Consider the following 17,503-nt stretch of genomic DNA (forward strand, 5'->3'; position numbering starts at 1 on the left):
ATATCCTGCTAAAACCTGACGGCCCAGCGAGCCGAATGGGGTGTCGGAGGTTTCCAGAAATCGATGGTGTTGGGGGGGGGGGGGGGCGCCCCCAAGGCGCCGACCGCCCCCAAGAACACAATAAATACAGCAGGCACCTCTCCGGATGAGGTGCCTGCTGTGCGGGGTACGGGCGAACCGGGCCTTGCGGTCCGGGTCAAGGCTTCGCCCGTTTCCCGTGTCAAGGTGGGGTGTCAGGCGCGGGCGATCACTTCCGTTTCTGGCTCGGGGACGGGACGGGACGGCCGGGGCCGGCGCGGGGTCATGCCAAGGGCGGTGATCGCTGCGATCACCATGAACGCGCCGACCATCAGCCAGGCGTGGAAGTAGGCGGTGTGGGCGTCGGTGTAGCCGCGCGGGGTGCCGAGGACGGCGACGGCGAGGCTGACGCCGAGTACCGCGCCGATCTGCCGGCTCATGTTCACCACGGCGCTGCCCGTGGCGTAGCGGTGGGAGGGCAGTTCGACCGCGGCGGCGGACAGGATGGTGGGGAGGGCGAGGCCGACGCCGGTGCCGCCGATGAGCCAGCCCGGCAGCATCTGCGCGGCGTAGGCGGGTGCGGGGCCCAGGCTCGTCGCGATCAGGACGACGCCGAAGGCGCACAGCATGCACCCGGCGGCGGTGATGAGCCCGACGGGGACGCGGGCGGCGAGGCGTCCGGCGATGAGCGCCATGACGGGGACCATCAGGGGGCCGGGCGCGACGGCGAGCCCGGTGCGGATCGGGGAGTAGTGCCAGACCTGCTGCATCCACAGCACGCCGAGCAGCAGGTTGGCGGCGAACGCGACGGTGAACAGCAGGACGGCGGCGTTGGACCACAGGAAGGTGCGGACGCCCAGCAGCGCGGGTTCGATCACCGGCGCGGGGTGGCGCAGGGACCGCAGCCAGAACCAGGCGAGGCCGAGCAGCGCGGCGGCGGCCACGAGGACGGTCCGTTCGCCCGGCCAGTCGTTGATCTTCACGACGCCGAGTGCCAGCAGCGCGATCGCCGCGGTCGCCACGGCGGTCCCGATCAGGTCGGGGACGCGGGCCGTCACGCCTTCGCGGGAGTCGGGCACGAGGCGGGCGGCGAGCAGCACCGCCGCGATGCCGATGGGGACGTTGACTTCGAAGACCCAGCGCCAGGAGGCGTCGACCAGGACGCCGCCGACCGCGGGCCCGGCCGCGGCGGCGATCGCCGAGGCCGCGGACCAGATCCGCACCGCGCCGCCGCGCCGCTCGGCCGGGTACGCCGACAGCAGCAGCCCGAGGCTGGTGGGGATGAGCGCCGCGGCGCCCGCGGCCTGGACGACGCGGAAGGCGACGAGCCACCACAGCGAGGGGGCGGCGGCGCACGCCTGGGAGGCGAGGGTGAAGACGGTGAGGCCGAGGAGGAGGCCCGCCTTGCGGCCGTAGCGGTCGGCGAGCCGGCCGAGCGGCACCAGCAGGGCGGCGAACACGATCGCGTATCCGTTGAGCACCCACGACAGGTCGGCCATCGACTCCCCGGCGAAGTCGCGGCCGATGTCGGTGAACGCCACGTTGACGATGAACAGGTCGAGGCCCGCCATGAAGGAGGCGACGGAGAGCACCGCGAGCACCGGTCCCCTGCGGATCCGGCCCGCGCCGCGCACCTGACTTTGTTCCACCATAGTCAGGGAGGCTAGCGAGCCCCCTGACTTTGGTCAAGCAAAGTCAGCAGGTTTATAGTGGAAGGGTGACAATCTCACTGGAAGGGCACTTCGCCGACCGTGACGCCTGGTCGATGCAGAACTGCCCGGTCGCGAGGACGCTCGCCGCGCTCGGCCCGCCGTCGGCGGTGCTGGTGCTCAGCGAGGCCTTCTTCGGGACGAACCGATTCGGCGACTTCGTGCGCAACCTCGGCATGACGGAGTCGGCCGTCACCGCCCGGCTGCGCCACCTCGTCGACGCCGGCCTGCTCACCAGGGAGCCCTACCAGGAGCCGGGGCAGCGCACGCGGTACGAGTACCACCTGACGAAGATGGGCCTGGACCTCGCGCCCACCCTCGTCAGCCTCATGGAATGGGGCGAGACCTACCTCCCGCACGAGGAGGGGCGCCAGGTCATGCTGACGCACGCCCGCTGCGGCGAGCGCGTGACGGCGCAGGTCAGATGCGCGGACGGCCACGACGTCGCGGTGGACGAGATCGTCATGGGGCCGCCGGGCACGGCGGACGGCGAGCAGGGCGACGGCGGGTCCGGGGGCTGACGGGCGGCCGCGGGCGGCCGCGGGCGCTCACGCGTGCCGGGTGCCGCCCGCGAGCCGCAGCGCGTGCTCGACCAGCGAGACGAGCACCTGCTTCGCCGACACCGTCCGGCGGGCGTCGCACAGCAGGACGGGGACGTGGGGGTCGATGTCCAGGGCCGTCCGGATCTCGGGCGCCTCGTAACGGTCGGCGTCGTCGAAGCAGTTGACGGCGACGACGAACGGCGTGCCCTTGCGCTCGAAGTAGTCGATCGAGGCGAAGCTCGCCATCAGCCGCCGCGTGTCGGCGAGCACGACCGCGCCGAGCGCGCCGCGCGACAGCTCGTTCCACATGAACCAGAACCGCTCCTGGCCGGGCGTCCCGAACAGGTAGATGGCGACGCCGTCGCGCAGCGTGATGCGGCCGAAGTCCATCGCCACGGTCGTGGTGGTCTTGGCGGCGACGCCGTCGAGGTCGTCGACGCCGACGCTCACGTCGGTCAGCGCCTCCTCGGTGCGCAGCGGCCGGATCTCGCTGACCGCGCCGACCATGGTCGTCTTCCCGACGCCGAACCCTCCGGCGACGAGGATCTTCAGCGCGACGCGCGGGCCGTCCGCCCGGTCGTCGGGCTCGTCCGGTTCCGCGGTGGCGGGGGGCGGGGCGTCAGAGCGCGCGGAGTTCATCGAGCACCCTCCTGAGCAGGTTCGGGTCGTTGTGCGGCTGGAGCGCGGTCGCCTGGCCGAACGGCCCGGACGGCGACGGCGCCGGGGACCATCGCTGGACTTCCAGGAGGCCGGAGTCGAGCAGGTCGCCGGCCAGCACCCGGATCACGCCGAAGGGCAGGTTCAGGTCCGAGGCGAGGTCGGCGAGGGCGTGCGGGCGCCGGCACAGCGCCAGCAGCCTGCGCTGCTGGCGCGAGAGCCGGCCGGGCTCGGGCGGCGGCCGCCCGGTCGCGACGAGGATCGCCACGATGTCGAGCGGCTCGCCGCTCGGCCGGGTGCGGCCGCGTGTCACCGCGTAGGGGCGGACGATCGGTCCGGCGGCCGCGTCGAGCCACCGTTCCCTGCCGGGACCCCGGGGAGCACCGGGCCCGTCACTGGGGTCCATGGCGGGTCACCGGTGTCCGGGTCCGGGCGCGCCCTGCCTGAGTCCGGTGGACAGCTGCCTGCCGACCCGCTTGACCAGCATCGTCATCTCGTAGGCCACGAGGCCGGCGTTGGCGCCGACCTCGCTGAGCAGCGCGAGGCAGCTGTTGGCCCCGGCCGGGACGACGAAGAACAGGCCCTTGTCCATCTCGACGAGCGTCTGCCGGATCTCGCCGGAGTCCAGTTGCGGCCGGGCCCCGACGGCGAGGCTGTGGAACCCGGCGGCGAGGGCCGCGAGGTACTCGGAGTCCTCGCGCCCGACGCCCCGCGACATGCCCATGACGAGCCCGTCCCGGGACAGCACGACCACCTTCCTGATCTGCGGGACCCGGTCGACCAGGTCGTCGAGGAGGAAGTTCAGCTCCGCGGCCACTCCCTGATAGGTCATGATCTTCCCTCCATGCCGGGCCCCTCGGGCGCCTCGTCCTCGTCCCGGCCGCGCAGCCAGCCCGCCTGCAGGGACGCGAACAGGTCCCGGGACGCCTCCGCCGACCGTTCCTCCCAGGCGGCGATGGCGTCGCCGGTGGCGGCGGACTCTTCTCCGTACGGGCCGGTCTCCTCGTAGGAACCGGTGTCTTCGTAGGTGCCGGCGTCGCGCAGCTGGGGCGCGAGGCTCCCGCCGCGCACCCGGCGCGGCAGCGGGGCCCGCCCTCCGCCGGTCGTCTGCGCGTCCCCGAACTGCGTCCCGCCGAACGGGGACTCGCCGAACGGCGTCTCTCCGAACGACGCGGGAGCGTCGTACCGGTCGGCGGCTCCGCCGTAGGAACCACCGCCGAAGGCGGGGGCTCGGGGCCCGGCGGCCTGGAACGGACGCGTGGCGTCGGTCGGCGGCGGACCGTGCGGCGGTGGGGTCCCGAACGACGTCGGGGTCTGGTCACCGTCGTCGAACCCCACCGCCGCGTTCTGGTCCGGTTTCTCCTCGCTCCCCCAGTGGGGGAAGGACACCGGCGTCTCTGGCGGCGCCGCTTCACCGGCCGGCCCCATGGCGTCGGGCGCCGCGCCGTTGGGCGCCGGACTGCCGGGGATCGCCCGGTTGGGCGCCGTATCGGTCGACGCCACGTCCTGGACGGGGGCGATGTCGTACACCGGCGCGTTGAGCGTCGCGGTGGACGACGGCGTCGGCGGCGTGGGCCACGCGCGCATCGACCCGTTCACCGCCGCGCCCCGCTGCTGGACGGGACCGGCCTGGACGGCGCCGTCCTCGTCCTCGGGCTGGTCGGCGTCCACGATCAGCTGGCGCGGGATCAGCACGACGGCGCTGACGCCCCCGTACAGGGACGGCTGCAGCGCCACCCTGATGCCGTGCCGGCCGGCGAGGCGGCCGACGACGAACAGCCCGAGCCGGTCGGTGACGGCCAGGTCGAACTCGGGCGGCCGCGCCAGCCGCAGGTTCAGCGCGTCCAGCTCGGACTGGTCGAGCCCGATGCCGCGGTCGATGATGTCGACGGCGAACCCGTTGGCGCCCATCTCGCCGCGGACGAGCACCTCGGTCGGCGCGGGCGAGAACACCGTGGCGTTCTCGATCAGCTCGGCGAGCAGGTGGATGATGTCGGCGACGGCCTCGCCGATCACCGCGGCCTGCCCGGACACCACGACGATCTCGACCCGGGTGTAGTCCTCGACCTCGGCGACGGCGGCGCGCAGCACGTCCTCGACGTGCACCGGCCGGCTCCAGCCCCGCCCCGGGGACGTCCCGGACAGGATGACCAGGCCCTCCGCGTGGCGGCGCATGCGGGTGGTGAGGTGGTCGAGGCGGAACAGGTCCTCCAGCACCTTGGGGTCGGAGGCGTCGCGCTCCATCTCGTCCAGCATCCGCAGCTGGCGGTGCAGCAGCGACTGGCTGCGCCACGCGACGTTGAGGAACACGCGGCTGATGCCCTGCCGCAGGTAGGACTCCCGCACGGCGGTCTCGATCGCGGTGTGCTGCACCTTGGTGAAGGCGTCGCCGACGCGCGCGACCTCCCGCGACTTGCCGATGACCAGCGGCGGCGCCTCGGCGTCCACGTCCACCTCCTCGCCGCGCCGCAGCCGGGCGACGACGCCGGGCAGCCGGTCCTCGGCGAGCTTCAGCGCGGCGCGCTGCAGCCCCCGCAGCTCCCGCGACAGGCTGCGCGCGGCCAGCAGCGACAGCAGGATCGAGGCGATCACCGCGAGCAGCCCGAACCCGCCCGCCAGGACGAGCCGCATGATGATCCGCTCACCGATCGGCTTGGCCATCTCGTTGAGCGCGAGGCTCGCCTCGGTCACCTTCTGCGCCCACGCCTGCGACAGCAGCTGCGTGGTGGCCTGCCAGTCCGCGGCCTCGGGCGGCAGCCGGTCGCCGCGGGCGTTGACGATCGCGTCCTCGGCCGCCCGGTACCGCTGGAACTCCGCGGACGCGGCGAGCCGGCCGAGCGGCCCGCGGATCCGCTCGTTCAGGTCGGCGAGCCCGGCCTCGAACACGCGGCGCCCCTCCGCGGCCCACTGGACGAACGCGGTGTGCTCGGCGGCCGTGAGCCGCCCGTTGCGCGCCATCGCCGCGGTGACGAGCGAGTCCTCCCGCAGCATGTAGGCGCGGGCGTTGCCGATGCCGATCAGCGCCCGGCCCTGCGTGAAGATGGCGACGTCGTTGACGGTCACCAGGCCGTCGAAGACCTTGATGACCTGGTCGAGCAGGACGCTGTAGGAGTTGATGACCTCCAGCGGCTGGACCCTGCCCGAGTCGACCCTGGCGCGCAGCTGCGGGAGCCGGTCCAGCGCCCGGACCGCCTCGGCGAGGCGCCGCTTGGTCTCCGGCTCGGCCGCGTCCCGCGCGTCGGGCGACAGCGCGGTCGAGCGGAACGCCTTGTCCACGGCGCTCACCCGGGCGCGCTGCCCGCCCAGCTTCTGCCGGTCCGCGGGGTCGCGCGTGCTGAGCGCGACGACGCTGAGGGAACGCTCCGCCTGGAGCTGGTTCACCAGGTAGATGCCGGGGAGGCCCACCTTCTCGTAGGTCGTGGAGAAGTCGTACTTGTCGAACGCGTCGCCGAGCGTGATGTTCGCGGCGAACGCCCACAGGGTGATGAGGGACACCAGCGGGACCAGCAGCAGCGCCGTGATCCGCAGCCGGATGGGACGCCTGCGCCGGGGCCTTCGGCCGGACGCGTCGTCACGGGGTGTCGTGCGGGACATCGAGATCACTACCTCTAGCCGGGGGCGGGCCGCGCTGCCGGCCCGTGTGTCGGGGGTGGCCCGTGTGTCGGGGGGTGCGGGGTCAGGGGTGGGCCTCGTCCAGGGCCGCGCGGGCGACCAGGCCGCGCAGCCGGCCGCTGATCATGGCGACGGCCTGGGCGTGCCCGCGCAGGGCCTTGTCCCGCGCGGTGTACTGCCCGATGTCGGCGTGCATGGCGTGGTCGGACACGATCGTCTGCCACAGCAGCGGCCTTCCGTTCGCCGCGATGCCGAGGTCGATCACGGTGAACCAGGTCGAGACGACCACGACGACGGCGCCGACGCGGATGACGTCCTGCGCGAGCAGGCGCCCCCGCACGTCGAGCAGCAGCCGCTGGGCCTCCTCGGCCGTGGCGCGCCGCCCGTCCTCCCGGTAGTAGTCGGGGGGACGGCGGGGATCGGCGGACCGCGGGCCGGCGGGCTCTCCCGGGGGCCGGCGGTCACCGGGCCCCGGGTCGGCGGGCCTTCTCTCGACCGGCCCCCGATCGACGGCCCGCCGATCGGCGGGCCGCTGATCGAAGGGCCCCTGGCCGGGGGGCCGGGGGTCCGCGGGCCGCTCGTCCGCGGGCCGGTCGTCTGCGGGCATGGCGTTAGCAGGCATGGCATTTCCCATCGCCGTACCGGGGGTGCGCGGGAGATGCTCAGTGGCCGGGGTGCTCGTCCCGCGGCCAGGCGCGCACCTCGCACCAGACCGCCTTGCCGGAGGCGGTGTGGTCGGTGCCGTGCCCGTCGGCCATGACCGCGACGAGGAACCAGCCGCGCCCCGTCTCCTCCATGAGGTCGACCGGCCGCGCCGTCGGGACGGCGGCGCTCTGGTCGTGCACCTCGATGCGGAGCCGGGTGCCGGCGCGCAGCAGCCGCAGGCACAGCGCGCCTCCGGCGACCGGCGCGTGCCGGACGGCGTTGGTGACCAGTTCCGACACCAGGACCTCGGCGTCGTCGGCGACGTGCCCGATGCCGGACGCGGTGCTGACGGACCTGCTGAAGCGCCGCGCCGCCGGCACGGACTCCCGCTCGGCGGGCAGCGTCAGCTCGCCCAGCAGGACCGCGGGGGCCTCGTCCAGGCCCCGCAGCCCGTTCGGCGCCGTGCCGTTCGGTGCCGCGACCTGGGACGCGGTGGTGGTCAGGTGGCTCGGAAGTGGTGTGCTAGGTAGTTCGATGGTGTGGTGGTCGCCTGACATGATGAACGCCTCCTTGACTAAGGCGTGCCGCCCGATTCCAGCCCGGCCGGGGCGCGAGGCTGGGGTGGGCGTGGGGGGTTGGTGCCGGTGCCGCCGCTGTCCGGGCAGACGGTGGCACGGCGTGCGAGGGACGGGGCCGCCTCATGGCGGGCCGCTCCCCTCGGACTGGGTGCCCGCCCGGGCTCGCAGCAGCCGGGCGGTGCTGGTGAACCACGCGTAGTTCTCCTGCTCGAAGCGGCGTCCGCGCAGGCACGTGAGGTAGGGCCCGAGAGGGGACCCGGTGCGCAGGAAGGACTCCTCGTCCAGGTCGCCGCGCAGGTGCTTGAGGGTGCGTTCGAAGACCTCGACCTTGGCCGCCGAGGCCACCGCCCGGTCTTCCAGCTGCGCGATGACGGAGTCGGCGCAGATGTGGTCCACGGCCTGCACCATGACGAGCAGGTTCTCGCGGATGATCCCTGGCTTGGCGGGGGTCACGGCGAACCGTTCGAGCTCGTCGACGCCGGCCTGGGTGACGGTGTACACGCGCTTGTTGGGACGATCGTGCTGGATGATCTGCCGCCCGCTGATCAGACCTTCCGTCTCCAACCTCGACAGCTCCGAGTAGAGCTGCTGCGGTACGGCGTGCCAGAAGTTGGAGACCGACAAATCGAAGATCTTTGCCAGCTGGTAGCCGCTGTACTCGCCGTCGAGCAGCGCCGCCAGCACCGCGTGACGTAGCGCCATCGGCCTTCTCTCCCCGCCTTGACTCAGGGTGATGCCCGACGTTAGCAGACAACGACATGATTAGTCATCATGTTGACTAGGATTGGTCAGCGTCGACTTGGGCGCGGGCCTCCCGGAGACCGGCGACGCCCGGTTCCAGATCGGCCGCGAGCTCGGTGATCCGCCCGGTCAGGAACGCCTCGCGGGTCTGCCGGCGCTGCATCTTCCCGCTGGTCGTCCGCCTCACCGAGCCCCGCGCGGCCAGCACGACGCTGACGGCGGGCAGCTCGAACGTCCGGGCGACCCGGGTCCTGACCGCGGCGGCCACCTCCTCCAGGGGCGTCCCGGCAGCCGCCCGGGTGCTGATCTCCTGGACGATGACGACCTGCTCCCGGCTCGCGTCGACCCCGCCGCCCTCGGGCGGCCCCGGGCCGAGGTCGGGGTCGATGGCGGCGTCGATCGCGAAGGCGGCGCCGAGCAGGGCGGCCGGATGCGCGGCGCGTGCCACTTCCTCGATGTCGTGCGCGTGGATGTTGCGGCCGTTGACGATGATCAGATCCTTGATCCGCCCGGTGACGTACAGCTCGCCGTCGGCGGTGAAGCCGAGATCGCCCGTCCGCAGGAACGGGCCCTCGCCGCCGGCCGTGCGGGCGCGGAACGTCGCCTCGGTCTGCTCGGGGCTCTCCCAGTAGCCGCGCGCGACGCTGCCGCCGCGCACCCAGATCTCCCCCACGCGACGCTCCGGCCGCTCGGCGCCGGTCTCGGGGTCGACGACGCGGACGTCCAGGGTGACGGGACGGCCGCTGCTGACGAGCCGCCTGACGCCGTGGGCGGGGGTCCCGTCCGCGGGGACGGCCTCGTTCCGCGCGAGCGCCCCCGCGTCGAAGTCGCGGACGACGGGGCCGCCGCCGAGGGGCGCGCCGGTGATGAGCAGCGTCGTCTCGGCCATCCCGTAGCACGGCATCCACATCGAGGGCCGGAACCCGACCGGGGCGAACCGCTCGGCCATCGCCTCCAGCGTCGCGGCCCGGACGGGCTCGGCGCCGTTCTTCACGACGGTCAGCGACGACAGGTCCAGGCCCTCCAGCTGCCGGTCGGTGACGCGGCGCAGCACCAGCTCGTACCCGAAGTTCGGCGCCACGGTGATCGTCCCCCGGTACCGGGTGATCAGCTCGAGCCACAGCACCGGGCGCTTGATGAACGTGATCGGCGAGGTGAAGACGTACCGGCAGCCGAGGTAGAGCGGCTGGAGGAACTGCCCCACCAGCCCCATGTCGTGGTAGTGCGGCACCCAGCCGACGCCGACCGTGGCGGGCGACCCCTCGATGCGGCGCCTGATCTCCTCGCCGTTGGCCAGCAGGTTGCCGTGGGTCACCATGACGCCCTTCGGCTCGCTGGTCGACCCGGAGGTGTACTGGAGGAAGGCGACGGTGTCCGGCCCGGACCGCGGAGGGGACCAGTCCCCGGCGTCGGTGTCCTTGCCCGCCTGGGTGTCCAGGCAGTGGACGCGCCCCTTCAGCCCGGCGGCCGACAGCCACGCGTCGAGGGTGTCGCGGTGGGCGGTGTCGGTGAGGATCAGCGCGACGTCGGCGTCCTCGATGATCCGGCGGGTGCGGCCGAAGCGGCCCGCGTCCAGGTCCGGAAGCGGGGCCGGGACGGCGATGACGCGCGCGTACAGGCAGCCGAGGAACGCCGCCAGGAACTCCAGCCCCTCCGGGTAGAGCAGCAGGACGGCCCGGTCCCGTAAGCCGCGCGCCTCCAGGCGGCAGCCGAGCGCGCGGGCCTTGCGGTCCAGGTCGGCGAAGCCGAGCACGTTCTCCTTGTACTTGCGTCCCGGCTCCTCGCTGATGAAGGTGAAGGAGCGGGTGTCGCCGTGCGTCCGGATGTTCTTCCGGACGAGCGACACGAAATCTCTCGTCGTCTCCGGTGGCCCGGCCATGGGTGTCACTCGTCCTCGGGGGAGATGAGCAGGGAGGGCGGGAGCGCGGACAGGGAGAGCAGGGAGAACCAGCGCCGCTCGCCCTCGCCGCGGAACATCGCGTCCTCCAGCGGCGGGAGGAACTCCTCGGACAGGACGGTGTCGGGCTGCGCCCGCTGGAGCAGCCGCTGCAGGCACAGGACGAGCCACTGGCCGTCCTCGAACGCCCCGCCGAACACCTGCCGGTTGTGCAGCCAGGTGAGCATGCACGACGCCATCGCGTGCAGCTCGCAGTACCGCCGGGCCCGTGTCAGCGCCGCGACCGAGGACGTGTCGCCCTCGTTCTTGCGGATGCCCTCCTCGATCCTGGCGCGCAGGGTGCCGATGGCGGACAGCAGGTCCTTCAGCTCGGCCGCGACGCCGGGCGCGGCGTGCGCGTTCGCCGCCGCGAGCGCCTCCTCGGAGATCTCCTCGAACCGCTGGCCGATCTCGTCGCGCCCCTCGTTGGTGAGCTGGAGCAGGCGGCCGTCGGGGTCCCAGGCGGGCGGGGTCCGCGTCCAGCAGAACAGGTCGGCGAGCAGCTCGTCCTCGCGGCCCGTCTCCGCCGGCGGGTCGATCAGGAAGGGCAGCTGGCCCGCGACGTTGGCGAGGTTCACGTGCGTGGTGCCCTCGAAGATGCTCGCGATGGCGTGGTCGCGCTGGAGCTTCTGGAACACCCCGTGCGCCACGCCCTCGCGCAGGTAGCCGCGCGCGGCGAGCACGGTCCCGATGCTGGCCACGACCTCCTCGCCGAGGACGGGCACGAAGTACTTCACGATCGAGGACCACAGGCTGAGCCGCCCGGGCGCGACCGTCAGGCAGCGCGCCACCGGGATCGCCACGCACTCGGCGATCAGCAGGTCCAGGTGCGCCTTGACCAGGTGGTCGCGGATCACCGGGATCCGGTAGATGTCCGAACCGTAGAGGGTGCGCTGGCGCGCGTACTCCATCCCGATGCGCACCACCGCGTCCATCGTCCCGACCGACAGCGCCGCGATCGCGGTCCGGGTGATCTGCAGGGTCTTGAGCGTCTGGACGAGCCCGGAGCCGCGCCGCCCGATCACCCGCTCGGCGGGCAGCCGCGCCCCGGAGAACGCGACGCCGGACAGGTCGTGGCCGCGCAGCCCGACCGTCCGGACGGGCGGCAGCGTCGACCAGGCCGCCGGGTCCAGTTCCCGCTTGTCGACCAGGATGAGGGAGAAGTCGCGCGGGCCGGTCCTGGCGTAGGTGGTGACGAACCGTCCGCGGGTGGCGTTGCCGACCGGCCACTTCACCCCGGTCAGCACCAGCTCGTCCCCCTGGATGTCGGCCTCCGACTCCGACGCCATCACGTCGCTGCCGTGGTCGGCCTCCGAGACGCCGAAGCAGGCCAGGTCCCCGCGCAGCACCCCGTCCGCCACGGTCCTGCGCTGCCAGGCGTCGCCCCACAGCCACACCGGGTTGACCGCCAGCAGGCCGGACCCGTACATCACCGCTACGGTGACGCTGCGGCGTGAGATGCCGCGGGTGACGAAGAACAGCTCCTCAAGGGTCGTCAGGCGCCCGCCCAGCCCGCTCGGCACCAGGTATTTCGGGAAGCCCCACGCCCTGACGGCGTCCACCGCGCCCGGGGGGAGCTCGTCGCGCTCCTCCGCCTCCACGATGGCCTTGTAGGAGAACGGCCCCGCCTCGTCGTCCATCGGGTCGCCGAGATAGCCGTCCAGGTCGGCGGCGATCCGGTGCGCCGGCGCCAGCCTCTCGCGCGGGTGCCGCCCGGGCGCGGCCCCCTCGGAGGCGGGCTGCTCGGGCGCGGGGCTCTCAGAAGAGGACGTCTCGGATGCGGGGTCCTCAGAAGGGCCGGGGTGTACGGGATGCGCGGGATGGACGGAACTCTCAGCGTGGGCCCCGGGGGCGGAGTGGGCGGGGCGGACGGGGTGCACGGGGTGTGCGGGGACCTTGCTATCCATTTTTCCTTCGACTCCCTTGTGTGGGTCGCGCCTTCCTGTTCGCGGGCCGCGACTCCTGTGCGGGTCGGCTCCCTATGGCTGCGCGGTGTCGCCGGACGGGCCCCCCGCGTCGTCGGCGTTCTTCGGGTCCTCCATGCGCCTGCCGACCACCCGGGCGAGCGTCATCGCCGCGGGCAGCGGGCGGACCATGACGGTCAGGCCGGTGACGAGCCCGCTCTCGCCGAACCTCAGCAGGTCCAGCCCCTGGAGGTCCTTGCCCAGCACCCTGGCGCTGAAGACCAGCGCCTGCGCCGGGGGGCCCGCGCCGTTCGTCCCGCCCGAGGGGACGCCCACCAGCTCGTCGGTGTAGTGGAAGTCCTCGAAGACCTCCAGCAGGACGCCGAGCAGGGCGGCGACGGCGTCGCGCCCCAGGTAGGGCTTCACCATCACCGGGCTGCGGAACTCGATGCCGGGGTCCAGCGCACCGGTGATGGCGGCGAGGTCCTTGGCCTCCACCGCCGATCGGAACGTTCCGGGAACCGTCATCCGAGCTGCTCCCTTCGCTTGCCGTTACGGTCAGTCGGCCGTCCTCGGCGGGACGGCTCCGGCGGGGGGCGTGTCCTGTGGCGGTTCGCCGGGCCCGGCGGCGCCGGCTCCGGTGGCGGGTCCGGTGGCGGGTCCGGGGGCGGGGGCGGGGGCGGGGAAGGCGGCGCGGGCGAGGTCACGCGCCCAGGCCCGGTAGCCCGCGGCCGACGGGTGGAAGCCGTCGGCCGCGAAGAGCCGCGGGTCGCGGGCCATCGCCTCGTCCATGGGAGCGTGGACGGCGCCGCCCGCCTCGGCCGCGTCCCGCGTGATCCGGTCCATCGCCCGCGCCCGCGCGCCGAGGACCGAGCGCAGCGGCCGCGGCAGCGCGGGGAACCGGTGCACCGGCGGCATCCCGGCGACGAGCACCGTCGCCTCCGGGAACCGGCCCCGCAGGAGGGCGACGAGCTCGGTCACGTCCGCCGCCCACCGGCGCAGGGGACGCCGTCTGAGCAGGTCGTTGATGCCCGCGGTGACGACCACCAGGTTCGGCGCGGTGCCGTTCGCGGGCGGGACGAGCCCGCCGATGATGCGCCGGGCCGTCGCGCCGTTCCGGCCGGAGACCGACCAGGCCACGCTGCGCCGCAGCCGCTCGCCCAGTTCCTCCGCCAGGAAGCCGGGCAGCGCCTCGGCGTGCCGGGACGCGCCGACGCCCACCGCGGTGGACTCGCCGATCACCACGACCCGGAAGGCCGGGCCCCGCCCGGGGTCGGCGCCGGCGACGAAGCCCTGCTCGTCCCCGGTCGCCGGGTCCAGCCGCGGTGTCCGCCGCACCGTCCGCCATGCCTGCACGACCAGTACGGGAGCCAGGAACAGCAGCATCGGCGAACGGAATGCGCGAGCGACGGAATATGCTCTTTTCATCAGTCTCCCAGACTGCTGGATCGGCCCCCGTGACTCATTTCACCCGCTCGCCGAGCAGGCTTGCCGCGAGTTGCGCCATCACTTCCGCGACATAGGCGTGCCCATCCGGGTTCAGATGGATTCCGTCGGCGCTCCACATCGCGGGATCGGCGACCCTCGCCACCGTGTCCCGCTCCGGGAACGCCATTCCGAACAGGCGTGAAACCCGGTCGAGTTCGGCATTGAAATCGTGGATGCGCTGCACCGTGCGTTTCTTGCGGAACTGCGAGATCGGCGAGATGTCCAGCAGCGGCGGCCGCGGCACCGGGATGGCCAGGACGACCGCGCCGCGCTCGCGCGCCCAGCCGAACAGCTCCGCCAGCCGCAGCGCCGCGGCCTCCCGCTCGAAGCCGCGCAGCGCGTCGTTCATGCCGCAGCCGAGCACGACCAGCCGCGGCGCCAGGTCGCGGACGGCGGGCAGCTGGTCGCGGACCACGTCCTCGACCGTCGCTCCCGGGTCGGAGGCGTTGAGCATCTCCTCGCGGGAAATTCCCAGGTGACGGGCCAGCCGTCCGGCCCAGCCGAGCCACCCGCCGGCCGGGTCCGGATCGTCCTGGCCCTCGGCCACGCTGTCGCCGAGCACCACCATGGCGGGCCCGGCGCCGCCGCCGCCCGCCTCGGGGGGCCGGCCGGCCATCACGCGACGAGGTCGAGCAGGTAGTCGGTGAGGTCGGCCACCGTCTCCCGGCGCCGCGCCTCGGCCACGTCGACCTCCACCTGCAGGTGGTCCTCGATGTCGCTGATGATGCTGATCGCGTACACCGAGTCGACCCCGTAACGGGCGAGTTCGACCCCGGGATCGATGTTTTCCACAGGCCTGTCGAGGTAGAAGGCGATCTTGTCAAGAAGCCACGATTGCAGCTCGTCGTGGGAAATTATTTCCGATCGGGACACCGCCACTCCTCCTTATGTCAGAGGATCATCGAAACAATCGCGATTGGTAACGGAAGACGAGCAACACGCAAGATACAGCCAAATGGTTGGCGTGTCTCGATCCGGATGTGAACGATCGGACACGGAGGTGTCTCCGTCCTGTAAACCCAGTCAGTGGTACGGTAAAAACGGCGATAAGTTACTTACCGGTAACCACTTCCGATAAGGGCCCAACGCGGGCGGTCGCGGACCCGCCGCCCCGCGCGCCCCACCGACCCGTTCTCCCCCGCGCGACTCCCGGCGGCACGCTACCTGCGCTGTTCCATAGTCAGCCTCGCCCCGGCGCCCCTCGGCCCCGGCCGCGAACCGGGCACGTTCCAGGAGAGTTTCGGACAACCCTTCGGGCGAGTCCCGTGCCGCCCGGCCGAGGCACCCTTACCTGGAGGCAAGGGCCATCTGTCCATCCAGTCGGCGCGCTCAGTCTGTCAGGACACGCTTACCGGACCGTTCAGCCACGACACGACCGGGTTGGGCTCGCGCTCCATCGCCAGCCGGTCCCGGACGGCCTGCGCGTGCCGGGCCCTCCAGCGGTGCGCCGCGAGACGGTGGAATCTTGCGAGCGCAGCCGCCCCCGGACGCCCGCCCTCCGTGATCGCGTAGCCGTGCCGCCGCAGCCGGGACGCGAGGACGTGCTGGACGAGGTCCGCCTCCCACCCCTCCAGGCGCTCGCGCCAGGCGCCGACCTGACGGCCGTGCACGGCCTCGTGCGTTCCCAGGTGCCACTTGCGCGCGGACGGCACCGTCTGCCGCGCGTGCCGGTACGCCCCCGTCATGCCGGGGTCGTACTTCTCGCCGAGGAACGCGCACAGCCTCGTCAGGGCGTCCTCGGGCTCGGCGACCAGGTCCTCGTAGCGGAACTCGTAGAAGGTGTCCGGGCCCAGGCGGGTCTGGAGGCGCGTGCCCATGTCGATCGCCTCCCGCCAGGTCAGCGCGGCGGCGTGGATGTCGCCGTCGAACCACGGCATCCGGGTCAGCGAGCTCACCGCGTCCCGGCCGTCCCTGACGAGATGGACGAACTGGGCGTCGGGGAACATCCGCCGGAGCATCGGCACCCGGCGGAAGTAGCTCGGCCGCTTGTCCCCCCAGCGCGGCTTCCCGTGCCGGCGCGCGTAGGCGCGGAACACCGCCGCGATCGCCGACCCGAGCGTCGGCGGCCCCTGCACGATCTCCTCGACCACGGCCGCGGCGTCCAGCCGCAGCACCCCGAACTTGGTGCCCTCCCCGGCGGTGATCCATTCGGCCAGCGCGCGCCGGTTACCCGGCCGCTCCAGGTCGCCGAACCGGTGCCGGATGTCGTAGGAAATGTGCACGAACCGCGTCTCGGAGGGGAACGCGATGTGGCGGTGCGAGTGCAGCATCTGCTGGAGCAGCGTCGTCCCCGAGCGCGGGCACCCGAGCACGAAGATGGGCCTGCACGACTCCCCCCTCATGGCCCGCGAATACCCGCGACCCCTGGAAGGAAGCTCAAACGAACCTCAACAGCACCTGAAAACCGCAGGTCACAGGCGTCCCAGCAGTCACATGGGCCCCTCACGCCGACCCGTCCGGGCCTCCTGTTCCCCCGGCGCCGAAGGCGTGTCGGCCTCGGGCGCCGGCTCGGCCCCGCTCGTTTACTCTCCCGCCGGATGCACCGGAAGTGGTTGAACGTTCGAGTGCTTTCAATGGGCGTTCCCTGCCGGCCATGCCCTTCCTGGGCAATGCTCGATGCGCGGATTTACTCGTCCGCCCAAAGAGCGGCGATATATGCGTCGCCGGACGGTGTGGACGCTTCCCGAGTGGCTCACGGCGCGGCGTCCGCCGACGCTCCGTTCTTTTCCTCGGGCGGCGTTTCCGGTGTCCCGCGGCGTGGCGGCGCGGGCGCCACCGGGACGTCCAGGGCCTCCAGAAAGGCGGTGGCGGCCGGAGACGGCCCCAGGCGGCTCCAGACCAGGTGCTCCACCCGGGTGGGCGGATCACGGAGCTCGACGACCCGCAGCCCGGCGAGCCCGGTGACGAAGGCGGCGGGCAGCATGCCGACGCCCAGGCCCAGCCGGACCAGCCGCACCACGAGGTCGGGGGTCGTCACCTCGAAGGCGACGTCACGGCCGACCCCGGCGGCGGCGAACGCCTCGTCCGACTGGGCCCGCCCGGCCGTGCCCGCGGAGAAGTCGACGAACACCTCGTTCGAGAGCCGGCGCAGGCCGACGTCCACCGCGTCGGCCAGTGGGTGCCCGGGGGCGACCACCGCCACCAGCTCGCCGTGCCCCAGGACGCGGCCGTGCACGCCCTTCGGCCGGGTGCTGCGCGGCAGCCCGAGGAACGCGAGGTCCAGCGTGCCCTGCCGCACCCGCTCGGCCATTTCGGTGCTCCCTCCCACGCGCAACGTGACCCGCACCTGCGGATGGCGGACGTGGAAGTCCTTCAGCGCGCTCGGCAGGTCCACCGCCGTCACGGTGGGGATGGCGCCGATGGCGAGCCGTCCGCGGATCTCCCCGGAGACCGCCGCGACCTCGGCGCGGGCCCGGTCGGCGGCGTCGAGGGCCTGCCGGGCGGCGGGCAGGAACGCCTCACCGGCCGGCGTCAGCCGGACCCGTCGGCTGGTGCGGTCGAAGAGCCGGGTGCCGAGCTCGCGCTCCAGCCGGGCGATCTGGTGGCTCAGTGCCGACTGGACGACCCGGCACCGCTCGGCCGCCCGGGTGAAGTTCGACGTCTCCGCCACCGCGACCACGTAGCGCATCTGCTGGAGCTCCATGAATTCATCTTGGATCGCGATCAATCGGAT

At 72.9% G+C, this 17,503-nt stretch carries 17 protein-coding genes; 1 reads left to right on the forward strand and 16 read right to left on the reverse strand.

Features of this window, described 5'->3' with window-relative positions; translation table 11 throughout:
* Nucleotides 1-233: 233 nt before the first annotated feature.
* On the reverse strand, nt 234-1,670 hold the full coding sequence (locus AB0C84_RS33285; RefSeq protein WP_361074202.1) for an MFS transporter: 1,437 nt from the start codon (nt 1,668-1,670) through the stop codon (nt 234-236).
* A 65-nt stretch (nt 1,671-1,735) separates the two neighbouring features.
* Between AB0C84_RS33285 and AB0C84_RS33290 the strand changes: the two genes are divergently transcribed.
* Nucleotides 1,736-2,248, forward strand: coding sequence for a helix-turn-helix domain-containing protein (locus AB0C84_RS33290; RefSeq protein ID WP_361074204.1), 513 nt, complete (start codon nt 1,736-1,738; stop codon nt 2,246-2,248).
* A gap of 27 nt (nt 2,249-2,275) precedes the next feature.
* Here AB0C84_RS33290 and AB0C84_RS33295 read toward each other — a convergent pair whose 3' ends face one another.
* The 15 genes from AB0C84_RS33295 to AB0C84_RS33365 all read right to left on the reverse strand — a co-directional run bounded on the left by AB0C84_RS33295 (nt 2,276) and on the right by AB0C84_RS33365 (nt 17,473).
* On the reverse strand, nt 2,276-2,908 hold the full coding sequence (locus tag AB0C84_RS33295) for an ATP/GTP-binding protein (RefSeq protein ID WP_179844054.1): 633 nt from the start codon (nt 2,906-2,908) through the stop codon (nt 2,276-2,278).
* Nucleotides 2,889-3,332, reverse strand: coding sequence for a DUF742 domain-containing protein (locus AB0C84_RS33300; protein ID WP_173398268.1), 444 nt, complete (start codon nt 3,330-3,332; stop codon nt 2,889-2,891). Before AB0C84_RS33300 ends, AB0C84_RS33295 begins: the two co-directional genes overlap by 20 nt.
* A gap of 6 nt (nt 3,333-3,338) precedes the next feature.
* On the reverse strand, nt 3,339-3,758 hold the full coding sequence (locus tag AB0C84_RS33305) for a roadblock/LC7 domain-containing protein (protein ID WP_089311298.1): 420 nt from the start codon (nt 3,756-3,758) through the stop codon (nt 3,339-3,341).
* Nucleotides 3,755-6,520: a nitrate- and nitrite sensing domain-containing protein gene (locus AB0C84_RS33310; RefSeq protein WP_361074207.1), complete on the reverse strand. Its 2,766-nt coding sequence runs from the start codon at nt 6,518-6,520 to the stop codon at nt 3,755-3,757. Before AB0C84_RS33310 ends, AB0C84_RS33305 begins: the two co-directional genes overlap by 4 nt.
* Nucleotides 6,521-6,602: 82 nt before the next feature.
* Entirely contained in the window at nt 6,603-7,160 is a 558-nt protein-coding gene (locus tag AB0C84_RS33315; RefSeq protein WP_361074209.1) for a hypothetical protein, read from the reverse strand.
* A 40-nt stretch (nt 7,161-7,200) separates the two neighbouring features.
* Nucleotides 7,201-7,740: an ATP-binding protein gene (locus AB0C84_RS33320; protein ID WP_258941043.1), complete on the reverse strand. Its 540-nt coding sequence runs from the start codon at nt 7,738-7,740 to the stop codon at nt 7,201-7,203.
* Nucleotides 7,741-7,881: 141 nt separating this feature from the next.
* On the reverse strand, nt 7,882-8,463 hold the full coding sequence (locus AB0C84_RS33325) for a PadR family transcriptional regulator (RefSeq protein WP_179844058.1): 582 nt from the start codon (nt 8,461-8,463) through the stop codon (nt 7,882-7,884).
* A gap of 76 nt (nt 8,464-8,539) precedes the next feature.
* The gene (locus AB0C84_RS33330) at nt 8,540-10,381 is read right to left on the reverse strand and encodes a fatty acyl-AMP ligase (RefSeq protein WP_361074211.1); all 1,842 of its coding nucleotides are present in this window, start codon (nt 10,379-10,381) and stop codon (nt 8,540-8,542) included.
* Nucleotides 10,382-10,386: 5 nt separating this feature from the next.
* Entirely contained in the window at nt 10,387-12,345 is a 1,959-nt protein-coding gene (locus AB0C84_RS33335; RefSeq protein ID WP_361074213.1) for an acyl-CoA dehydrogenase, read from the reverse strand.
* 72 nt (nt 12,346-12,417) lie between these two features.
* Complete coding sequence (locus tag AB0C84_RS33340; RefSeq protein ID WP_179844059.1) at nt 12,418-12,870, reverse strand: nuclear transport factor 2 family protein; 453 nt, start codon at nt 12,868-12,870, stop codon at nt 12,418-12,420.
* 30 nt (nt 12,871-12,900) lie between these two features.
* Nucleotides 12,901-13,728, reverse strand: a complete 828-nt coding sequence (locus AB0C84_RS33345) for an SGNH/GDSL hydrolase family protein (RefSeq protein WP_361074215.1) — start codon at nt 13,726-13,728, stop codon at nt 12,901-12,903.
* Between the two features lie 76 nt (nt 13,729-13,804).
* Complete coding sequence (locus tag AB0C84_RS33350) at nt 13,805-14,446, reverse strand: SGNH/GDSL hydrolase family protein (RefSeq protein WP_361074217.1); 642 nt, start codon at nt 14,444-14,446, stop codon at nt 13,805-13,807.
* A complete protein-coding gene (locus AB0C84_RS33355) occupies nt 14,446-14,703 on the reverse strand; it encodes an acyl carrier protein (protein WP_345173620.1) in 258 nt (85 codons plus the stop codon). The genes AB0C84_RS33350 and AB0C84_RS33355 overlap by 1 nt, the downstream gene beginning before the upstream one ends.
* 464 nt (nt 14,704-15,167) lie before the next feature.
* A complete protein-coding gene (locus AB0C84_RS33360) occupies nt 15,168-16,172 on the reverse strand; it encodes a sulfotransferase (protein ID WP_361074219.1) in 1,005 nt (334 codons plus the stop codon).
* 350 nt (nt 16,173-16,522) lie between these two features.
* Nucleotides 16,523-17,473 carry a LysR family transcriptional regulator gene (locus AB0C84_RS33365; protein WP_361074221.1) on the reverse strand — a complete coding sequence of 317 codons (951 nt, stop codon included), beginning with the start codon at nt 17,471-17,473 and terminating at the stop codon, nt 16,523-16,525.
* Nucleotides 17,474-17,503 lie beyond the last annotated feature (30 nt).

It is taken from the genome of Actinomadura sp. NPDC048955, from assembly GCF_040649435.1.
GTDB classification, from domain to species: domain Bacteria; phylum Actinomycetota; class Actinomycetes; order Streptosporangiales; family Streptosporangiaceae; genus Spirillospora; species Spirillospora luteofluorescens.

Coding starts and splice junctions, on each gene's coding strand:
- AB0C84_RS33335 (WP_361074213.1), bottom strand. CDS start 12,345: ATGGATAGCAAGGTCCCCGCACACCCCGTGCACCCCGTCCGCCCCGCC.
- AB0C84_RS33320 (WP_258941043.1), bottom strand. CDS start 7,740: ATGTCAGGCGACCACCACACCATCGAACTACCTAGCACACCACTTCCG.
- AB0C84_RS33315 (WP_361074209.1), bottom strand. CDS start 7,160: ATGCCTGCTAACGCCATGCCCGCAGACGACCGGCCCGCGGACGAGCGG.
- AB0C84_RS33295 (WP_179844054.1), bottom strand. CDS start 2,908: ATGAACTCCGCGCGCTCTGACGCCCCGCCCCCCGCCACCGCGGAACCG.
- AB0C84_RS33350 (WP_361074217.1), bottom strand. CDS start 14,446: ATGGCCGGCCGGCCCCCCGAGGCGGGCGGCGGCGGCGCCGGGCCCGCC.
- AB0C84_RS33360 (WP_361074219.1), bottom strand. CDS start 16,172: ATGAGGGGGGAGTCGTGCAGGCCCATCTTCGTGCTCGGGTGCCCGCGC.
- AB0C84_RS33365 (WP_361074221.1), bottom strand. CDS start 17,473: ATGGAGCTCCAGCAGATGCGCTACGTGGTCGCGGTGGCGGAGACGTCG.
- AB0C84_RS33340 (WP_179844059.1), bottom strand. CDS start 12,870: ATGACGGTTCCCGGAACGTTCCGATCGGCGGTGGAGGCCAAGGACCTC.
- AB0C84_RS33330 (WP_361074211.1), bottom strand. CDS start 10,381: ATGGCCGGGCCACCGGAGACGACGAGAGATTTCGTGTCGCTCGTCCGG.
- AB0C84_RS33305 (WP_089311298.1), bottom strand. CDS start 3,758: ATGACCTATCAGGGAGTGGCCGCGGAGCTGAACTTCCTCCTCGACGAC.
- AB0C84_RS33325 (WP_179844058.1), bottom strand. CDS start 8,463: ATGGCGCTACGTCACGCGGTGCTGGCGGCGCTGCTCGACGGCGAGTAC.
- AB0C84_RS33345 (WP_361074215.1), bottom strand. CDS start 13,728: ATGCTGCTGTTCCTGGCTCCCGTACTGGTCGTGCAGGCATGGCGGACG.
- AB0C84_RS33285 (WP_361074202.1), bottom strand. CDS start 1,670: ATGGTGGAACAAAGTCAGGTGCGCGGCGCGGGCCGGATCCGCAGGGGA.
- AB0C84_RS33310 (WP_361074207.1), bottom strand. CDS start 6,520: ATGTCCCGCACGACACCCCGTGACGACGCGTCCGGCCGAAGGCCCCGG.
- AB0C84_RS33300 (WP_173398268.1), bottom strand. CDS start 3,332: ATGGACCCCAGTGACGGGCCCGGTGCTCCCCGGGGTCCCGGCAGGGAA.